The organism is Xanthomonas sp. CFBP 7698, assembly GCF_003600855.1.
Taxonomy (GTDB): Bacteria; Pseudomonadota; Gammaproteobacteria; order Xanthomonadales; family Xanthomonadaceae; genus Xanthomonas; species Xanthomonas cannabis.
Genome location: NZ_PRDN01000001.1, coordinates 182,881 through 204,265 on the forward strand (window position 1 = coordinate 182,881; position 21,385 = coordinate 204,265).

A 21,385-nucleotide genomic window follows, 5' to 3' on the forward strand; every position below is an offset into this window, starting at 1 on the left:
TCAGTCGCGCCGCACCACCAGACCCGTCTGCGCAACCAGCAGATCAATCCCCGACACCGCGCCGCCCAGCAACGCGGCCCATCCAGTGTTCCCCAGTCCCGTCGGGTACGTTCCGGCCGTAGCAGTCCAGTCGATCACCGGCTGGCTGGACGTACCCAGGTTGACGACGATGTAGCCCCCGCCCTGCACGTTTCCGGCAGAGGCCGACGCACCAACGATAATGCTCATCGCATTGTCACGGGGCGGGTTTTTCGACACCACCAGGGTGATGCTCGCACTGGCGGTCAGCTTGCCGTCGCTCACTGAGTAGCTGAAGGCATCCGTCCCCGTAAAGCCCGCCTTCGGCTTGTAGGTGTAGCTGCCATCGCGGTTGCGCGTCAGCGACCCCTTCGACGGATTGGTGAGGCTAAGCGTCAGCGCGTCGCCGTCCGGGTCGTTGACCAGGCAATCGAAGTCGATCCGCACGCTGCCGTCCTTTTGCACCTGGAACGAGGCGCTCTGGGCGGTGGGTGCGCGGTTCACCTTCTGCACCGTGATGCTGACCATCGCCACGCCGGACTGGGCGTCGCCATCGGTCACCCGGTAGCTGAAGCTGTCGGTGCCGTACCAGCCCTTGTCGGGCGTGTAGGTGTAGCTGCCATCGGCGTTGAGCGACAGCTTGCCATGGGACGGCGCGCAGACGAGCAGGGTGGCGAGTCGGTCACCGTCGGCATCGGTGTCGTTGCCGAGCACATCGATGCGCACGGCGGCACCGGCCAGGGTGGTGGCCTTGTCGTCCTTGGCCACGGGTGCACGGTTCGGTGCCAGTACCGTGATGCTGACGGTGACGGGCCTGGAGTCGAGTGCGCCATCGGTTGCCACGTACATGAAGGTATCGGTCCCGACAAAGCCGGACTTCGCCGTGTAGCTGAAGCTGCCGTCGCGGTTGCGGGTGAGCGTGCCGTTCTTGGGCGAGCTGGCGAGCTTAGTGGTCAGGCTGTCGCCGTCGACATCGCTGTCGTTGGCGAGCACGTCCAGGCGCGTTGCCACGCCGGCACGTACCGTGAAGGCATCGGCGGCAGCGACCGGCTCCTGGTTCACATGCGCCACGCGGATCCAGACCATTGCCGGGTTGGAGCGGTACTGACCGTCGAATGCCTGGTAGGTGAAGCCGTCCAGGCCGTACCAATTCGCGTCCGGCGTATAGGTATATGTACCGTCCGGATTGAGCGACAGGCTACCGTGGCTCGGGCCGCAGACCAGCACGGCCTGCAGGTCATCACCGTTGATATCCCAGTCGTTGGCGGTTGGATCGATCCGTACCGAGCCGTTCTGCTTGACGTCCACCACATCGTCGAACGCAAGCGGCGGCAGGTTCGGGCCCAGCACCGTGACTGTGACTGTCGCGATGTTGGAATTGGCTTTGCCATCGTTGACCACATAGGTGAACGTGTCAGTGCCGGTAAACAGGCAGTCAGCAGAGTAGCTGAAGGTGCCATCCGCGTTCTTCGTCAACGTTCCGTGCTTCGGAGCGGAGACGATCGTGGCCTTCAGTGCATCGCCGTCCGCATCGCGGTCGTTGGCAAGCACATCAATGCGCGCCGTCTGGTTGTTGTGCACGCGCACGCTGTCGTTGACGGCGACCGGGGCCTGGTTGGCTGCCGACACCGTCAGGCGCACCGTCGCTACGTTGGACACCGATTTGCCGTCACTGGCCTGGTAGGTGAGGGTGTCGGTGCCGACGAAGCCCGCGTCGGCCGTATAGGTCAACGAGCCGTCGCTGCCCCAGACGAGTTTTCCATGCACCGGTCCGTTGACGATGATCGTGCGCAGGCGATCGCCGTCCGCGTCGGTATCGTTTGAGGTCGGTACGAAGACCAGCGGTTGGCCCTGCACGGTGGTGTAGGCATCGTTCGCGGCGATCGGTGCATGGTTGGTCTGGCGCACTGTGATGCTGACAGACGCAACGGCCGAGTCGAGTTCACCGTCGTTGGCGACATAGGCGAACGTATCGGTCCCGAAGAATCCCTCGTTGGGTGTATAGGTCAGGGTGCTATCCGTGTTGACGACCAGCGTTCCATGGGCGGGCGGCACTGCGACGCGCGCGGTGAGCCCCGCATTGGGCGCCTTCGGCGTGTTTGCGTTGAGCCCCGTGGTGTTGTCGATGTCGCTGTCGTTGGACAGGACGGCGATGACCACGGGCACACCCTGGTCGGTAGTGGCGACATCGTTCACCGCGCTGGCCACATGGTTCAGCGGCAGCACGGTGAAAGTGACGGTCGCCAGCTGCGAGCGCCCGGTTCCGTCGTCTACGACGAAGGTCAGGCGATCGTTGCCCGCGTAGTACGTGTCGGGACGATACGTGTACGAGCCGTCCGTCTGGCGGATGAGCGTTCCATGCGAAGGAGCATCGACGACGATCACGCCCAGCGTGTCTCCGTCGACATCGGCCGCATGAGTGAGCGGGTCGAACGCGACGGCACCATCGCCCTGGACCTGCAGGTCGAAATCGTCGGCAGTAGGCAGGTGATTGACCGGTGCCATGACGATGGTAACCGTCGCGATTGCGGAGCTTGCCAGACCGTCGCTGACCCGGTAGGTGAACACGTCCTGGCCGCGGAACAGCGCATCCGGCACGTAGCGGAAGCTGCCGTCCGGGTTCAGAACCAAGTTGCCGTGGGCGGGGCCACTCACCAGTTCGACCGTCAACGCGTCGCCGTCGCGATCGGTGACCCAGGCAATGAGGTTGCCGTCGAGGGCTTGCTCCTCGAGCGAAGGCAATGTGGCGTCTTGAGCCACCGGTGCGTGGTTGACGTGCTGTACCTGCAACCTGACCGTGCCGACAGACGAGTCCGACTGACCGTCGTTGGCAACGAAGGTGAAGCTGTCTTCGCCGTGGAAGCCGGGGTTGGCCACATAGAGGAAGGTGCCGTCCGGCTGGCGAACCACGCTGCCGTGCAGGGGTCCGTCGACGATACGGTAATCGAGCGTATCGCCGTCCAGGTCGGTGGCGTGGAGTGACAGGTCGATCGCGACGGAGCCGTCTTCCTGCAGCGACACACTGGCATCGCTGGCGCTGGGCATATGGTTGACCTTGCGCACGTCGATCGACACGGTCGCCACGTTCGACTGCACCTTGCCGTTGTCGAGCAGGTAGGTAAACGCGTCCTGGCCCCACCAGAGCGCGTCCGGCGTGTAGTCGAAGCTGCCGTCGTCGCGCACCGTCAGGGTCCCGTGCGTGGGCGGCGTGACCACCACGACACGGCTGCCTGCCGTACTGGTGTCGTTACCGAGCACGTCGAGACGTATCACGGCGTCCTCGTTGGTGGTCAACGCATCGTCCACCGCATGCGGATCAGCCATGAGTGCGATGTCGCTGATGGCGACCTCGCTGCCGAGCGCACCGAAGCCCAGGATGTCGAACGAGAGCGCAATGGCTGTTCCGGCGGGCAGACCACTGATGTCGATCAGATAAGTCCGGCTGCCGTCGGGATTGATCTTGAAGGCGACGCCCTGGGCGAGGAACGCCTGGCCGTCGCCCTGCAGGTTGAGCAGTGCATCGGTGCGCGACAGCGCCATCGCACCGGCGACTGATTGGCCGGTTGCCGCGTCGAGCAGCAGCGCTTCGAAGGCATCTTGCGGGATGCCGCTGCCGGCCTGCAGCGATGCCGCATCAATCGTGAAGCGCAGGAAGCGGTCCGTCGCTCCCACGATAAACACCTTGCCGACCCGCGACTGGCTACCGGCGGCTTCGCGCACGACGAGGCGGCCGTTTCCGATGTCGACATCGCCGTGTGCGGTCCATTCTGTTGTCAGAGAGACCGAAGTTGCCGCTGGCGCCTGCTGAGTTGCCAGCATCGTCGCCTGCGGCACGACTGCGAACCTTTCGGGTGATGCCGATGGGGTGGAGGGTGGTCCGACCGGCGCGACGTACGTCGTTGGAATGCTGGGAAGAGCGTTAGTCGAGTCGCGGAGGTAGTAATACTGCTTGTAGAACGCGATCGTCGCTGCCAGCGGCGTCAGTCCAGTCGACGTTGTGGCGTTCGGCTGGACGCCGACGGCGGACTGGAGGATTGCCTGCTGTTCGGCTGTGAAGCCGAGACGTGTGTATTTTACATCTCCTCCGTTCATGAGATTCGGTTGGGCCATGGCATTAGGCTTATAAATGACTCCTGGGATCTGTAAGTACCCCTCGCCGAGGCCGAAAGTGTGACCGAATTCGTGCGCCACGGTGGACGCTATGTAAGAGCCGAACGATGTGCCGCCGCCCCAGTCGAACGCGCGACCAATCGAGACATTACCGATTTGGGCGACAGTCTGGTTGACCGCGTCGGTGAGCGCCCATTCCTTGGCCATCTCGGGGATGGCGGGTGCGCCCGGTGTTCCGGTTTGTAGGACGGAATCGAGCCACCCCGACTTGATACCTTGACCACGCCTGGTATCGATAGGCAGCCCGGACGGCGGCAGGACGTAGCCAGCAGTGCCGATCCCCACATCTGCCCAATTGACAGATGGACCTTCGATCCACGTCGTAGTGCCCGGCGCTGCGTCGCGGATGAATGTGATGCCATTACCCATTGACGCGTAAATTGCCGTCATGCTTTTTGCCATGTCGTCGAAGGCAGCGATAACGGCGTTGTCGAAGTCCATCTGCAGCCTGGTGGGTGTCGCGCCCGGTGCCGGCACCGTGTAGTTGTTCACGAACTTTCCGTACGTGTTCCAGAAGTCGATACTGACTTCTAAAGAACCGGCCAGGTAACTAGCGCCCCAGCTGGGCTTGGCTTGCGCCGCCGCCCCGACGGCGTAATACCAGCCAGTTTGGTTGTTGCCAGGTTGTCGCAGTTGGAACAGGCCATTTGTCGTGAAGATGCGGACCATCTCGGCCTTGAAGCCGGTGAAGTTCAGGTTTGCCACAACTTGCTTGGTCTTCTTGCCTTGCACGTTCAAAGAGCCGATTGTGGTGCCGTCCGCGTTGATGATGTCCAGCGTGTCTAACGAGTACGAGGATGCGCCAGAGTTAAAGGGGCCAGTCAAATCCGGGTCGAAGGTCCACGATGCCGTGCCTGCCGTCACCGCAGTGCCTGGGCCGAAGCCGAATTCGGTACTCGCGCCGTGATCGGAAAGGTTCAGCTGCATGGAGGACGAAAGGATGATCTGCACTTCCTTGGTACGGACCTGGCCGCCAGCGCCGTCAGCCAAAGTGTTCTGGAACTGGACGCCTGCATAGTCGGGCTTTTCGTAATACAGCCCACCTCCGGTGCCGGAAGAATTGGGTACCAGGAAGGCCGCGTTGTTCGGGTCGACCATTTTCAGGACCGCCACCGCATCGGTCAGATTCACCCAACGAACGATCTGGTACACGACGATCTTCTTCTGGCCGTTGACCACGGTGGTGACGGTGATCTGGCCGCCATACAGTTCGTCCGCCGTTTTGGTCGACAGCGCGTTACCTGGATACATCTCCAAAATGGTCTTGGCATCCGCCGACAAGGTGGCACTGCCGCCAGCGGAGATGACCAGGGTGTGCGAGGTCAGCGGCTCGCTGCCGCTGCCAGCCTTGAGGAACTTGGCGATGGTCGAGTCGACATCGATCGTCACGTAGGTTTGGGCATGCGACGCGCCCGGGATCGTCAGCGACATCGCATTGACCGCCGTGCCAGTGTTCGTCAATCCACTGCCGGTGATGAAGCTGGTCTTCGTCTCCGTCTCCGCACCGGTACTGATCTCGGTTCCCGCAGGCGGGCTTGCCTTGACCGGGATGTTCTGCTCGCCGGGCTCCTCAATCGCGATGTGGTGCGACTGGCGGTCCTTGTCCGACATCGCGAGGGTGGCTTTGAGCAGGGCGTCGATACTCCAGCTCTGCACCAGATTGGGGTTCTGGCGTGATGGATCCACGGTGCCGAAGCCACCCTTCAACTGGCCGACCAGCACCGCGCCGTCTGCGGACAGGCTGAGGTTGATGATGCCGTAGCCGTCCAGCGGCAGCGTGGCACCGAGGTACTGCGCGTTGCCCTGCTTGCCGAACGGATCGCGGATGATGCCCAGCTTTCCGCCGACCGACACCTTCTTGGCGCTGGCACTGCCACCGTAGGCGACCGGCGGGCCAAACGGCGGGTAGAGGAAGTCGGGCGCTTCGAACATCGCCCTGTAGTACGGGTCGTTGAAGTTGTAGTGGTCGTCCGAAACGATGGCGTATTCCACACCGTCGCGTACCACCATGACGACACTCTGCGCCCGCTGGATGTCCAGGCGGTCGGAGATGATCGCGTTGAGCGGTTGCGACAGGTCGATTGCGGTCAGCGTGGCTGAGGTGACGTTTCCGCTGCTGTCGCGGGTGAGGACGAGGGTGGACAAGCCGCGGCTGTAGTCCGCGACATTGGTGACCAGGTAATGGTCAGCGTCCGCAGTGGCCACAATGCGCTGGGGCGACTTGCCGCTGATGCCGTCGCCGTCCAACGCCGCGACGATGGCGGGGGCGATGCGCCCGGTCGTCATGACCAGCGTGGTCAGGTCGAAGATGAGGACATCGCCGCGCTTGGTCCGGTCGCCCAGCTGGGTGCTGTTCGCGTTCTTCGGTACCGCCACGATCAGGGTATACCCATCAGGCCCTATCTCCATGGCGGCGACGCCGTAGACCGAGGCCTCGATACCGGTGCCTTGTACCGAGATGACCTGTCTGAAGGTCTTGCTCGTCGTATCGATATCCACGACGCGCAACTGATAGTTGCCTGCCCCCGCACCGGATGTCGCGCCTTCGCCCACCATCAGCTTGCCACCTGCCGCGACCAGGCTGGTGATGTTCTTCCCACCCGTCACGGGGATGGTCTGGAAGATACGGAAGGTGATGGTGTCGATGACGTAGATCACTGCATTGCCACCGACATAAGCACGGGTAAAGTCGTCGGAGAATGCGATCGGCTGGACCTTGGTGCCTGTGAGGTAGGCATCGAGCTCTGCAGCACCAAGTCGCTCCAGGAGATTGACTTGCCCGACAACCTTGTTTTCACGAAGGAAGTCGACGCCGGTCCGGCTCAGGACCGCCACGATGTTCGGTTGCGGAGTGATCTTGTACACATTACCCGAGAATTCGCGCGTGGCGCCGCTGACGGCTACGCCCGACGGATTGAGCGTATTTGCCGCATAGACGCGGAAGAGCTGCCAGCGGATCACGCCGACGGCCGTGTCCGCCGGAACCTGGACGGTCACGCTGCCGGTTGTCGTACCGGGGAACGTCTTGATATCGATGCGCGAGCCATCGGGAAGGATTGCCCGCAGCACGAGTGTGCTCGTGTAGGGTGCTGGCTTAGCATCGGCAAAGGTCAGCGTGACCTTGTCGGAGCCGGGTACGGCGGCCAGCCCGGTGATGGTCGGCAACGGAATCGTATTCCCGGGAATCTTCACCGGCGGAAGAATATTGATTGTATTGATTTTACCGATCTGGCCGGGACCGACCTGTGGTACCTCCACGTCGGCCGACTGCGGAATGCCGAAGTGGTACGCGCCGACGAACAGGCTGGTGGCGGCCTGCGCGATGGCGTCGATCAGGTCCGACTGGAAGGACGCGCCCAGCAAGCCGCCGGCAATCGAGAGGCCGGTCCCGCCGAATGTGAGCCAGGTAGCTGCTGCTACTCCTACTTCGTACTTGCCGGAGATCACGCCGGGCATCCCGCGCATGACGTAGTACTCGCCGGAGAAGCTCACGCCGTCGAACGGCGGGCTTGCGGTCCGCGCAATGCCGTCTGCGCCGACGAAGCCGTTGTCGACGATCCACCAGGTGTCGGTGAATGTACCGTCCGCATTGGGCACCTGTCCCTTGCGCAGGAACAGCACCTCGTCCCCCGGATTGGCGGTTTGCTGGACGGGGATGGCCAACTGCAGCGGATACGTCGTGCCGTCCTTGCCCAGTTCTAGTTTGAAGGCGGCCAGCGGCTCCAGCACTCCCTGTGCCGGGACCTGCGCCGTACCGGGCCACGACGGATCGCCCAGCGTGATGCGCTGGATGGACACCGTGGTGTCCGCGCTCAGCGCCTGGGGGGGAATCATGACGGTTTCGCCCGTGGGCGCCATCACGACGGAGCCCGTTTCGGCGTCGACCTCAATGGCTTGCGGCGTTGACTGCAGCTGGGCCAGTTCGACCGAGATAACGGTTTGGGCCATGCCGATCGTCTGCTGGAGCAGCGTGCCATCGGAAAGGCGTGAGGTGTACACATAGACGACGAAGATCGTCGCATGGCCGTTCGCATGCGCGGTGACCAACCCGTTGGCATCGATGGTGGCGATCGCGTCGTTGCTGGACAGGTAGATAGCCTGCGCGTGGATATCCACCGATGCCTGGGTGATCGGATCGTCGGCGTGCACCTTGAGCTGGCGGGTGCCTCCCCTGGCGAGCGTGAACGCACCGGGATAGACCTCGGGCATGACAGCCGGCGTGGCGGTCGCGGGGTCGATGATGTTGATCACCTGGACATCGCGAACGATGGAGCCATCGGATGCGGTATTACTGGCCACGATCAGGACAGGGCCCTTGCCCAGCGTGACGAGCAGGTCTTGCGCATCGTCCAGACGCGCGGGCAGGCTACCTGCGGCAACGGGTTGCAGTGTCGCCAGATACATCGCCAGGAAGCCCGGATCGGCGCTGACGTCGACACCCGTCTGGTCTTCGAAGTCGACCGTGGCACGCAGCGGCACGCTCTGGCCCGGTAGCGCGCTATCCGGTGCGACCAGGTGGATGCCGGTCATGCGTGCGGCGCTGACCGTGACAGGCAGACGGATCGACGACGATGTCGAATACCCGTCGTCGGCACCGAGCAGGATGGAAGCCGGCCCCGTGTAGCCGGCGTCGGGCCGGAAGATCACGGAGCGTCCATCGGCACCCAACACGGCAGTGCCGTGCTCGGCGCCGAGGATGCGCCAGAAAATGGCATCCCCCTCGAGATCCGTCGCCACGCCGTCCAGGCCGATCGCGACACCGAGGCCGGCATGGGTGAGCGTGGCCGGGAGATCGGCATGGACCTGCGGCGCCGCATTGGCCTTCCAGCCGTAGTTGGCGTAGAGAAGTTGACGGTCGGACTGATCGATGACGCCGTCGCCAGTGAGGTCGGCCAGGCTGGCATGGCTGATCACTGCCGCGGCATACGCGCTTGCATCGGCGCCGTTGATCGACCCGTTGCCGTCGAGGTCGCCGGGCATGGCGACACGTACGCTGGCTTGTCCCGTGCCGTTCAAACGGACGAGCTTGAGGCCTGCGGCATCAATGCGAACGAGCAAGGTCAGCACGCCGTCGTGCAGCGTGCGCCCGACGATCGTGCCACCGACCACGTCCACGTTGCTGTTGGCATCGGCGAGCGTGACGCGTATTGCCAAGGTCAGGGCACCGGATGCACCGGCGACCTTTACGCTGGAAGCCAGCTCGCTGTCGCGCACGATGAAGCCGACCGTGGTCGTCTCCGCGGAGAGGGAGCCCGTCCATGCGTTGCCCGGCTTGTTCCACTGCGTGGACGCACCGAGATTGGCCGCGAGAACATCGGTATATGGCTTGCCGTCGTCGCCGTATCCATAGGCCTTTGCAGGCTGATCGGTGTCCAGCGAGCGCACGAGCACGACCCGACCGGCGTTGTCGTAACCATAGACCGTGTTGGCGACGGGCGCCCCGCTGGTCTGCGGACCCACGATTCTGACGATCCGGCCGGACGCATCACGCATGAACTCCAGGCGCTGCGTGCCACCGACGACTGCGATGCCACTGTCCGAGACCAGCCATTGGACACCGTCGGTGAAGCGTACGGTCTGCACCTTGCCCGCGGCATCCAGCCCGTAGCGCGTGCCGTCCGGCGAGGTCAGCACATAGCCCGAAGGACGCCACGGCAGACCGCTGATCTGGTCATACAGATGAGATCCCTGGCGCGCGATCGGCGTGTCGACCGACACTGCGAGCGTCCAGCCTTGGTCCGCCGCAAAGCCGGCGCGATACACCAACGGTGCGTTCACTGTGCCGGCCATGGGCTGCGCGGTGGTCTGCAAGGTGAACCTGAGATTGGCCACGGCAGCGCCGCCGCCTGGAGAGGCAGGCATGCGCAACCAGAACACAGACCCTTCGGTCCACGCGTATGTGGCGCCCGTCGAGGTGACGTCGGGCTGATCGGTACGCATGCCGGTGTCGATGCCTTGCAGGTTCTGGTTGCCAAAGTCGCCGCTGTTGGAGCCGGCGGTCCTTACGACGCTGAAAGCGTGGCCACCCAGTTCGTAGGCAGCGTCCTGCGTCCCGCTGTCGAAGCTCTTGGCAGTCGAATCGATGGTGAAACGCGATTCGATCTCGCTGGTCCGGCCGACCAGATCCCATGCGGTCAGGCGCACACGGTAGATGCCGTTGTTCCAGGTGGCCGGATCGAGCGTGTAGATCGGCAGGGTGCCGTCCACGGCTTGTGATCCGGTCTCCACTTCGGCCAGGGTCTGCCACGCACCGCCGTCGATGCTGGCGGCTTGCAAGCGATAGCCGGCCAGCTGGAGCTCACCGATCGCGGCAAGGACCTGCAGCGAAGCCGCAGCAACGACAGGGCTTCCATTGGCGGAGGTGCCGGCGAGGCCGCCGGCCCATGCGAGTTGCGGTGCCGCCGTATCTTGCGGATCGCGGACCTGCAACGCAGTCTGTCGCGTGGCGGTGAACCCATCGGCATCGGTGGCAACGACGCGCACGTCGATGAGGCCCGGACGCAATGCGGTCAGGCGGGCCCTTCCGCTGCTATTGAGCGTGATGGTCTGCCAGGTGTCCGGGTCCGTTCCGATCCCGCGGACCTGGACGATCAGGCCGGTCACCGGTGCAAAGCTCGATGCGCGGACAGTCACCTGCACGGCCTGACCTGGGAGCAGAGGCGTCCCCGGCACTGCATCGACCAGGATCGACGGTGCATTCGAGGCGGCGTCGGCGGCGACGCGCAGCGTGAACGACTTCCATGCCGTCGAGAAGCCGTCGGAAACCTGGGCGGTGACGACGAAATCGCCGATCTGTCCGGGTCCTGGCGTCCAGGACAAGCGCTGTGTCACTGCATCGTAGCTGGCACCTTCGGGCAGGCCCTGGAACGAGACGATGAGGGCAGCCGTCTGCACGGCACCGTCAGCGTCTGACACTGCGATGCCGCCCGGCGCCGGTCCACCCAGCGCGACGGGTACCTTCCACTCCTGGCCGACCACCAGCGCATGGCTGGCGACAGAGAGCTCGGGCATTCGGTTGGTGTCGAAGACACGCACGTTGACGGTGCGCGTGGTGCTCAGCCCACCATCGGTCACGACGAAGCGGAACGCGAAGTCACGCGAGCCTTGCACGGCGTTGTCCACGGTGCCGGCAGCGGGTGTCCATTCGAACTGGCCTGTCTTCGGGTCGAACATCACGCCCGGGGGAGTCTGGTCGTCCTGGATGAAGGCGATCCGGGTCGGATCGCCGTCTGCGTCGGCCGTCCGCAACGTGAAGGTCACCGCCGTCCCTTCGCTCGCCAACTGCAATGGCATCGGAAGGATTACGGGCGCCTGATTCACGTTGGCGACGGTCACCACGAAGGCACGCGTGAACTGCGCGCTGCCGTCGCTGCCAGTCACGGTGAAGCGATACTGGCTCGGCACACCGCCGGGGATATTGCCCGACTGCGCAGCGAACTGGCCGGGAGTCCACTGAAGGATTGCCCGCGTTCCGTCTGAGGGGACAGTCAGTGTCATGCCATCGGGAAGACCGGCCACGGTCCAACGGATCGCGTCGGCATCGACGTCGCGTGCGAACAGGTCGACGAGCAGCGCTGCTCCTTCATTCGCACCGAGCTGGACGGGTTCGGACACGTCGCCGGTGGTCGGCACTGTTTGTCCATTTACCTGGACGGCGAGCAGTTCGGGCGCACTGTTGGCGGCACGCACCAAAATCCGCACCGTCTGCACGGTGGCATTGGGCACCGGCAATGCGGGATTCGTGTGGCCTGCATCCTGCGGCGGTAACCCGCTATCGGTCACGGTGAAAGTGATGTCGTGCGCGCCGACGTCGTCCGCGGTGGGCGTCCAGGTCAGCATCCAGTGACCGTAGGTGGGGGACGCGGTGACAACGGCGTCCACGGGTCGCCCGTTGACGCTGAGGGTGAGGGCATCCTGATCAAGGTCGCTGGCGACAATGGGCAGGGAGATGGCCTGTCCGACGACGGCAACGACATTGCGGGGCACGTCGATGACCGGTGCTTCGGTCTGGCTGCGCGCGGTGACGACGAAGCTGACCGCTTGCGTCAGAACGCGTGCGGGGTCGCCGTTGCCGTCGTCGCGAGCAACGATCGTGATCGTGTAGTCGCCACGATCGTTGGCGCCCGGTGCAAAGCGGATGACGCCGCGCACATGCCCTGCCGGCGCCGAGGCATTGGGCAGGAAGGTCGCAAACCGTGGTAATCCGGACAGGGTGTAGGCGATCGCATTGCCGTCAACGTCCTGGATGTCGACAGGTATATCGAGTACAGCGCCCTTTTCGATAAACGCATTGGCGATCGCGCCGATCACCGGGGCGCGGTTGGTGTCCGCGACCACGATCGGAATGGTGACCCGGCTGGTCGCCGGAGTTCCCAGACCATCGCCGTCGTCGGTGGCGATCACCGTGACGTAATAGGTGCCTGCCTGGGTGTAGCCAGGCGTCCACGCCAGTTCCAGCGTCTGCGCATCGAAGGTCGCGCCGGCGGGAAGTCCGAGGACCTGATAGGCGACGCTCGGCGGCACCACGACACCATCGTTGCTGGTGGCTGGTGCCGAGGTGCCCAGGCGGACGGCCGGGGCGAACTGGGCGTTGTCCGGATCGAAGGCGAACACACTGATCCGCAGCGGCTGTCCTTCGACGATGTTCCAAGGCGACTCGATATTGGCGTCGAAGTGCGGCGCACCGTTGGCATTGAGTACATGCAGTACCACGTCGCGTTCGACATAACGCGACACCGTCGTGCCGTCGGTGGCAGCGAAGGTCGCGGTCAGGCGCACGCGCACGGTGTAATCGCCGTGCTGGTCAAAGCCAGGCGTCCAGGCGAGCCAACCGGTCTCGGGATTGATGGTCATGCCACCCGGCAAGGATGCGGCGCTATAAGACAAGCGCACGACCGTACCGTCGTCGAGCCGGGCACCGCCCGGCAGTGATCCAGCCAACTGCAGCGCGAACGCATCGCCTTCGCGAACGGTCTGCGCCGCGACGGGCAACAGGACCGGGTCGGGCAGGGCTTGCGTGACCGTGATGGTGAAGGCCTGCCTGACGATCGACTTGCCATCGGAGACCGTCACGGTGATATCGGTATACACGCCCGCCTGCTGGTAACCAGGGCGCCAGGAGAAAATGCCGGTCCGGGCGTCGAACTGCGCGCCTGGCGGTACGTTTCCGATGCTGTAGGTGAGCGTGTCGCCATCTGCATCGGCACCGACGATGGGCAGGGTCAGCAGAGCGCCTTCGGCCACGCTGACCTGTTGGGCCACCGCCAGTACCGGCGCTTGATTGCCGTTGACGACGGGGAGGTGGAGTTCTTGCAGCGACGCCCCACCGCGACCGTCCTGCACGCGGACGATGATGACGGTATCGGCCTCGGCATCTGGGCCCGGTGTCCAGGCGAGGGTGGCGGCACCGCGATAGCGTCCGTCGGGGTCCCGGGTGAAGCCAGCACCGGCGGAAATGGCGAAACCCGGCGGTGCACTGACGATTTCCCAGAAGAACGCGGCACCGTCATCATCGGTCGCCTCAATCGATGCGGTCCACGGCTGACCGATGACGGCAGGGGTGACGAAGCTGTCTGCCTCCAGCGACGGCGTGTTCACGATGACGGGCGGGACGTTCGCCATCGGCACGGCGTATACGCCGTGACCGATCGCAAAGCGGGCCAGGCCAGCCAGGCCGCCGAAGGCACTGGCCGAGGAGGGCGGCAGTACGCTGACCGTCTGGTTGTCCAGTGTTGCACCGACGGCGAGCTTTCCGCCCAGTGCCTGCAACGCGGCAGTGAGGTCGAGTACCCACAGATCGGATTGTGAGCCTTGACCGGCGCTGCTGCCGGGGATGGCACCGTTGAAGTAGACGCCCGGATCGAGCAACAACATCAGCGGGCCGTGGATGTCGTCCAGACCGACGTTGGTGAGGCTGATGTCGTAGCTGATGGCGCCGGTGACGTGATCTGCACGCGTGTTACTGAACGCGATGGACACGTTGTTGCTCATATCGAGCAGTGCTGTGAACGCTGAGATGACGTCGTTGCCGATCGCAAGTCCGGTCGCCGAACGCAGCTGGCCGGAGATCGTCATCTGGTAGTAGCCAGCAGGCAGCCCGTCGTATCGGAGATACGCGGTATGGCTGGCAGCATCCCAACGCACGCTTGTGGGATGGAGTGCCGTCGCTCCCGGCTGACCGTCCTTCAGCACGTAGTAGGTGGGATCGAGAACGGAACCATCCTTGCCCAGAGCGACCGACATCGACTGATCGAACACCACCGCAATCTCACCTAGCGGCAGCGGTACCAGTGCACCGTCCGGCACGCTGGTCGCCAGCACCTTCGGCGCACGCGCCGGGGCGATTTCGTCGATGTGGTTGGTCTGTGCCACGAGCAGGCGGCCGTCGCTGGTGGCGACGATCGCCTGGGCCTGGGTGCCGCCGCCGGCAAGCTGGAGCACGCGACGGGAATCCAATTCGATCATCCAGGTGGTCGAGCCGCGCGTGGTGTCGGTGACACCGGCGACGGTGACGTGCTGCGCGAGCTGGCCGGAGGCGAACAACAGGCCGGCGAGCGGGGTGCCCGCGGCGCCGAACGCGATGGACGCGACGGTGCCGGTCAGGCGGTACTCGAGTTCGGCGCGGCCGGCGGTCCTGCCGGACATCGGGAAGCTGACGATCTCGGTGTTGCCGTTCGGATCCGCGGCAGTGATCTGGCTGCCGGTCCAGCGGACCGCCCACAGGCGCCCGTCCGGGCCGAAGGCGAGATCGCCGACGCGGGTGTTGCTGAAGTGCTGCCATGCCTTGGCAGCGTCGGCTTCGTTCGGATTAAATACTTCGATGCCGCCACCAGAGGACACGTAGATGTCACCGTTGGCCGCGATCGCCAGTGCATGGGTGAGCGGCTGCCCGCTCGGTCCCTGCAAGCGGCGCAAGATGGCGCCACTGTTTGCGTCGACCTGGAGCAATTCGTTACCGGTCATCACCCACAGCTGGCCGAACGCGTCCACGGCCATGTCGAGTACTGGGCTATCGAGCACGAACAGCGGGGTCACCGAACGGCCGCCGTCCTTGCCCGCCTTGAACACTTCGTTGCGCTGCGCACCGGCGCTGAACAACACACTGTGGTCGGCGAGTTCGACCATCGCCATCGCGCCGATGTCGGCATCGCTGGCTGCGAAACCGTCCACGAAACCACGTGCCGCGAACGGCGACAGGATATTCGTGTAGTCGCCCGGGTTCGTACCCACGACAACACCCGGCAGCAGCTGGGACGCCTGCTGGAAGATAGTGTTTTCGGGATAGTTGCGATCGGGGGCCGCCGCCGGGGTACTGGGCGTCTGTTCCAGTCCGGGCGTGACGCCCAGACCGTCCAGCACACCCTGTCTGCCGCCATCGTCGGGCAGCACGGCATTGGTGGTACTGGCCGCCTCGCGGTTGCCCGCCAGGTCGGTGGCCACCGCAAGGAATTCGTATGTGTGACCGGCCTCACCGGTGAACACAGCGCTCGTGCGGTCGGGTCCAACCTGGCGCTGCCAGATGCGGAAATCCCCGCCGTCGGTGGCGACGTACACGGTGACGAAGCGGATGCCACTGGCATCGTCCTGCGCGTCCCACTTCACGGTGTAAGTCGGTGCACCCGCGGCGTTGTTGCCGAGGCTGGTGACCGTGACCGTGGTCGTGGGGACGCCCGCATCGAGCGTAACGTTGAGCGTGCCGCTGTCGACCGGCGGCGTCTGGTCGAACAGGATCCGCGCACTTGCGCCGATCTTCGTCCCGGTGACTGCATTGGCGCCGACGGAGACCGTATAGGTCACAAAGCCGCCGATCGAGGCGCCATTGGTCGGTACGAGCAAAGCACGGGTGAGGTCAGTCATGACCTCGCCGGTCGCGGGATCGATTGCCTGGATCAACCAAGTGGCGATGCGGGTTTCGATATCGATGCCGGCGTTGACACGCAGCACATATCCCTTGGTGCCGGTGAAATCGAAGTCGGCCTGAAAATTGGCGCGATCGGCTGGCACATGGAGATTGATGTCGCCGAGTTTGAGATCACCCAGGCGCAGCGAACGCGGATCGAGGTTGGCATCGAGCTGACTGACGATGCGGATCTCGCCGACCCCTTGCGAGGTCGGGTTGGAAAACGCAAAGGAGTAGGGCAGTGGCGTCGCTGACGGGACATAGACGCTGCCGTCAACCGCGTTCGCTCGGCCTTGCGGCCCCTGCACGGCGATCACGGCATCGTCCAGGCCACTGCGCTGCGCCATCAACTGCAGGTATTGAGTAAGGTTGAGCGGCTTTCCCGGTACCGGGTTGAATTTTTCGTCAAGCAGGCCTTGCGCGCGGAGATATTCAAGCTCCGCCTGGCCCCCCACGAAGACCCGGAAGTTCTCGAACTGCAGGGTGCGTCCGGTGTGCCGATCGTAATCGGCCGGATTCGCGAGCGAGGGCACCGGTACCAGAACTTCATCACCCTCAGACGTGTAGCGCACTTCGAAGTGGTCGATCGGGCCGGTGGCTGCACCTCGATCGCCGCTGTACTTGGCGGTGTCGCCGTACCACTGCTGCACCTTGACGAAGAAGCCCAGCAGGTCGGCCTGGGTGCGATAGGTGTCGCCTGCGCGTGAGAGCAGGATGCCGGCGGCGAGTGTGGCATTGAGACTGACCACTTGCGGGTTGGTCGTGATCGGTGGTGCCTGGTGATCGGGACGCAGCATGCCGCCGGTTTCGAGTGCGGCAAGCCAGCCGTTGACCCAGGCCGCCGGATCGGCAGCGAGCACGGCAAGGTTCACCGGAGCCGTCTGGTCGGCAAGGATCGCAGTGCGCAGGCGCAGCGCATACGCCGTCTGCTCGGCGACGAATTCGGCGCGGGTCAGGGCTGTCGCGGCAGCGACGATATTCATCTCGAAGGATTGGGAGAGCGATTCGATTTCGCTGAGGATGTCTTCTGGCTCAGTGGAGCGGAATCGCGCTGCCAAACCCTGCGAAATGGTGTCAAGGCCGTTTATGCCGGCGTCGAGGATGCCCTGCGATTTCCAATCCGGGCGGATGGCGTAAAGCGCTTCGCGAAGGCCAACAAAGTCGCGATTGACCCAAGCAGTAAGTCCGGGATACGTCTGCAAACGGAACGTCATGCCGACAAATCCGCTGGCAGCGATATCGAAGGCGTAACCCGGCGCAAGCGTGTATCCGGATGTGTTCAGCGTGCCGTCCAGCGACGCCCACGGAATATCCGTACGCGACGGGGTCGACGGCGTCTGGCCATAGCCTTGCGTGTTGGCTGGCGCAGTGGCCGTATTGCCGTATGGCGAGCCGGCGATGTTGGAGCCAAACAGGGCGTAGGGCAGGTTGAGCCCATTGATGAGGTACTTGTTGTAACCCATCTCCACTGCGCCGACGTCGAAACGCACATAGGGTGTGTCGACATTGGTCAGACTTTGCAGCGAGACCGTGTAGCTTGCGCTCTGGCCGGGATCCAGAGTGCGCGATCCGCCGACGCCGATGGTGACATCGCTCTCGATACCGCGCTCGACGAGGTAGCGGTTTGCCTCGGTGACGCGCTGCCCATTCGGGTTGATGACAGTGACGTCGTAAAGACCGAGCGGAAATGCACGCGTGTCGAAGATCGCGCGGATGTGCGTAGCATCCAGCACCTGCCAACGATCCGGCTCGGCTTCGAACACGCCGGGGCGGTTGAGCTTGACGATGGCACCGGCCTGGAAGCTGGAGCCGTAAATATCCAGCGTGACCCAGCGGTGTGCGTCGTCGCCCACACCGCCATGGTCCGGCGTGATCCGTGTGATCGACAGCGGCAACAGGTCGGCACGCAGGGTCGCTGCAATGTCATGGCCGCCACGGCTGCGCACGAGGATGTAGTAATCGCCCGCCAGCGTGCTGGCGATGATCGCCTGCTGGTCCGCCGATGACGCGTTCGAGTACGAGGCGTCATAGGCGTACGTGGTCGGGATGTCGCCGTAACGGATGTACAGCTCGTTGTCGCCGGAGAGGGCGAAGGAGTCAAGCAAGACGCGCAGGGTCTGACCAGCGGCGACGCTCACCTTGTAGAGCTGGGCCACGCCATCGTCGAGCACGATGGCCTTGGGGTTGGCGACGGCGAGCGTGGGGACCGAAGTCTGGATGATCGCGGCGGAGGCCGTGAGGTTGTTCGCCTCTCCCGGAGCCATCACGAGGCCGGTCGGGCCATAGCTGATCGCGCCTTCGTAGACCTCGTTGTACAGGTCCGGACGGACGATGATCCGCCAGCTGCCGTCCTTGAGCGGTGGCAGGTTGGCGGTGAGCGCGCCGCTGTAACTGGCATGTCCTGCGAGATCGCCACGATGCACGACCTTGCCGAGCAGGATGTCGGTCAGGCCCCAGGCGTTGTCGATCGAGAGGTAGACAGCATCCGTCCACGTGCCGTACGCGGTGTTTTCCGAATCGTTGGTGATCGTGTAGGTCACGGTCACAGGCTGGCCGACCTGCGCCTGCGGCGGCACGGTGACCGTGTCGACCTTCAGATCGGCCGGCGGCGGAATCTCGATCAATACCGGCTGATCGGCGGCAGTGGCATTGTTCTGGTCCTTGCCGAATTCGAGTACGGCGCCACTGGCCCCTGCACCAAACACGCGTGCAGGGTCGGTGATGACGAACACGTACCACGCGCCGCTCAGATCGCTCGGCGCGGTCACGCTGAAGCGACCGTCGTAACGACCACCGGCAGCGAGGCCGCTACCGTGCGCCACATAGCCCAGATAGCGATCCTGGTTCACGTCTAGGAAGCGGTCACGCGACAGATAAATCAGATCGTTCCAGGTTTGCTGGTCGGTTGGTGTATCGCCACCGGCATTGAAGACCGAATAGTCAACCGAGAACGGTTGGCCGGCCACTACGTGCGCGGGCACGGTCACTGCCGACACGGTGAGGTCTGGCGGCGTCGCCAACCTGATCGGAAGCGCGAGCGAGGCCACGTTGTTGCCTTCGCCACGGAACTCAAGCACGGCGCCTGGGCCACTGCCATCAACGACATCCAGCCCGTCACGGATCGAGCTGGGCGTGCTGTACTCGAAGTCCTTTACCGTAGAGGTGTCGGTCTTGACGATGAGGCGAAAATTGCCACTGATCGATTGAGGCAGGTGGAACGTGACGCTGGCGGTGTAGGACTCGCCAGGCTGCAGGTAACGCGGCTTGCCGTCTGCACCGACGATCGAGATGCCCTGGATACGCCCCGGATTGACGTAGAGATCGCCCTCCGGCAATGGCGTGTCGCTGGCGTCCAGTGTGTCGTCGTTGGACAGGTAGACACCGTCGGCCCAGTTGGAGATACGCGTAGCGCGATCGCCACGATTGGTCGCCGTCCAGGTCACCGTTACCAGTTCGCCGGACTGAGGCGTCGGGTTGGAGATCGCGATGGTATCGATCTGCAGATCGGCCTCACGATAGGTGATGTCGATACCTGCACTACCGAGATTGTTTTCGCCGTTGCGACCTTCGAACACCGACTGGCCATACTGGTCGAGCGCGTAACTGTTACGCCCCCCTGCATTGAGTTCTTCCAATGGTCTGGACTTCGGTTCGGGCGAGGCCAGATTGTCCCGGCTCGCACCCGTATCGGTGATGACGTAGATGTAGTAACGACCGTCGGTACCCGGCGGCAGCGTCACATTGGCCGTCACGGTGTAGCTGGCGCCTGCCGCCAGACCTGCAGTGTTGTAACGCGTGAATGCGCCCAAGGCGGTCGCGCGCGTTGGAATGAAGGTCGGGTCGGTGCTGATGTAGACCGAATCGATCCACGCGCTCGTCGATGGCCAAACGGCTTCATCCTTGTTGGTCACCGTCCAGCTGATAGGCGTCGGTTCGCCGGAATAGTTCTGCGACGGGATGGTGACCGAGGTGACCTGGAGATCGGCAGGATGGGAGACAACATTGGACACCACGGCAGTGGCGTTGTTGTCATCATTGGTCTCTCGAACCTGCCTGAGCGCATCGGAGACCACGACAACGTAGCGGCCGGTGATCGACGGCGCGAGCTGCACTGTCTGATTGACGGTGTATTTTTCGCCGTTGTTGAGCGTGCGACTTTGAATGTAATCACCGATCAGCCACATTTTCGTGGCTTTGGACAGGTCGGCGTTGTCGGCAACGTAAACCGTATCGGTCCAGCTACCGGTAAATAGATCGCCCCCGTTCTGGACGGTGTAGCTGAAAGTGAGGTTGCCGCCTGCATCCACTGTCTGAGGAACGGTGATCTGGCTGACCACAAGATCCGGCGGCGTGATGCCCAGCACGGAGATTGCGCGGGCCTTGTAATTGTTGTTGTCTAGCTGGCTGGGATCGTCGGCATTGAGGTTGGATGCCAGCGTGTCCTCCAGGATGCTGTCGTAGGCGTCGCTCCAGACCGTGATGTAGTACTTTCCGCTGAAGGTGTCATTGGGAATGGCAACGCGCAGACTACCCAGATAGTCCTCGCCCACAGCGAGATTGCCGGTGTGGGTGATGCTACCCAGCAGTACGTCACCACGGCTGGCGCCGGGCCGCCGCGGATCTTTCGCCAGCCACACGGTATCGGTCCAGCTGTTGACTGCTGCATCGGCGCCGCGGGTGGCGGCACTGCCCTTGTTGGTAACGCGGTAATCGACCTGGATGGTCGCACCGTGCACTGCCTGATCGGGGGCAACAACGTTATCCGTCACCAGGTCAGCGAACGGCACGGCGTCGACGTGAAAACGTACCGCCTTCTGGTTGTCATCGTCCTTCGGATATTCATCGACGTTGTTGTCGCCATCGGTGACAACAATCAGATACACATCGCCACGGTAGGTGATCGGAATGTCGATCAAGCCGGTGACATTGGAGTAACGCTCGGTCGGCGCCAGCGCACTGCCGTTGTCGAAGATGCCGACCAGCACGTCGTCGCCGGTCAGGGTACCGTCGAGCGAGAGGTAGACCTTGTCGCGCCAGCGTCCGCTCGCGGGCATGGCGCCGCTGTTGACGACGGTGTACTGGATGCCGACCCGGGTACCGGCAGTGACGTGTTCGGGAATCGACGCGCTGTCGACCTGCAGATTCGGGCGTGCCTGCAGCACGATTTGGGACGCAGTGGAGGCAATCGTCAGGTTGTTTGCGCGCGCGCCACCATGTTCATAGACCTGCGCGCCGTCCTTGCCGAGGTTGCTGTTGGTGATGACTTCGAGGCGATAGAGGCCTTCGATCTTCGCCGGC

General features: G+C 63.8%; 1 protein-coding gene (cut by a window edge). It reads right to left on the reverse strand.

Annotated elements, in window-relative coordinates:
• Window positions 1-21,385, reverse strand: the 3' portion of a protein-coding gene (locus XnspCFBP7698_RS21500; RefSeq protein ID WP_158255448.1) for an Ig-like domain-containing protein. Its footprint extends 14,516 nt past the window's final position; 21,385 of the gene's 35,901 nt are visible here — the last part of the coding sequence; its start codon lies beyond the right edge, outside the window; the stop codon is at window positions 1-3.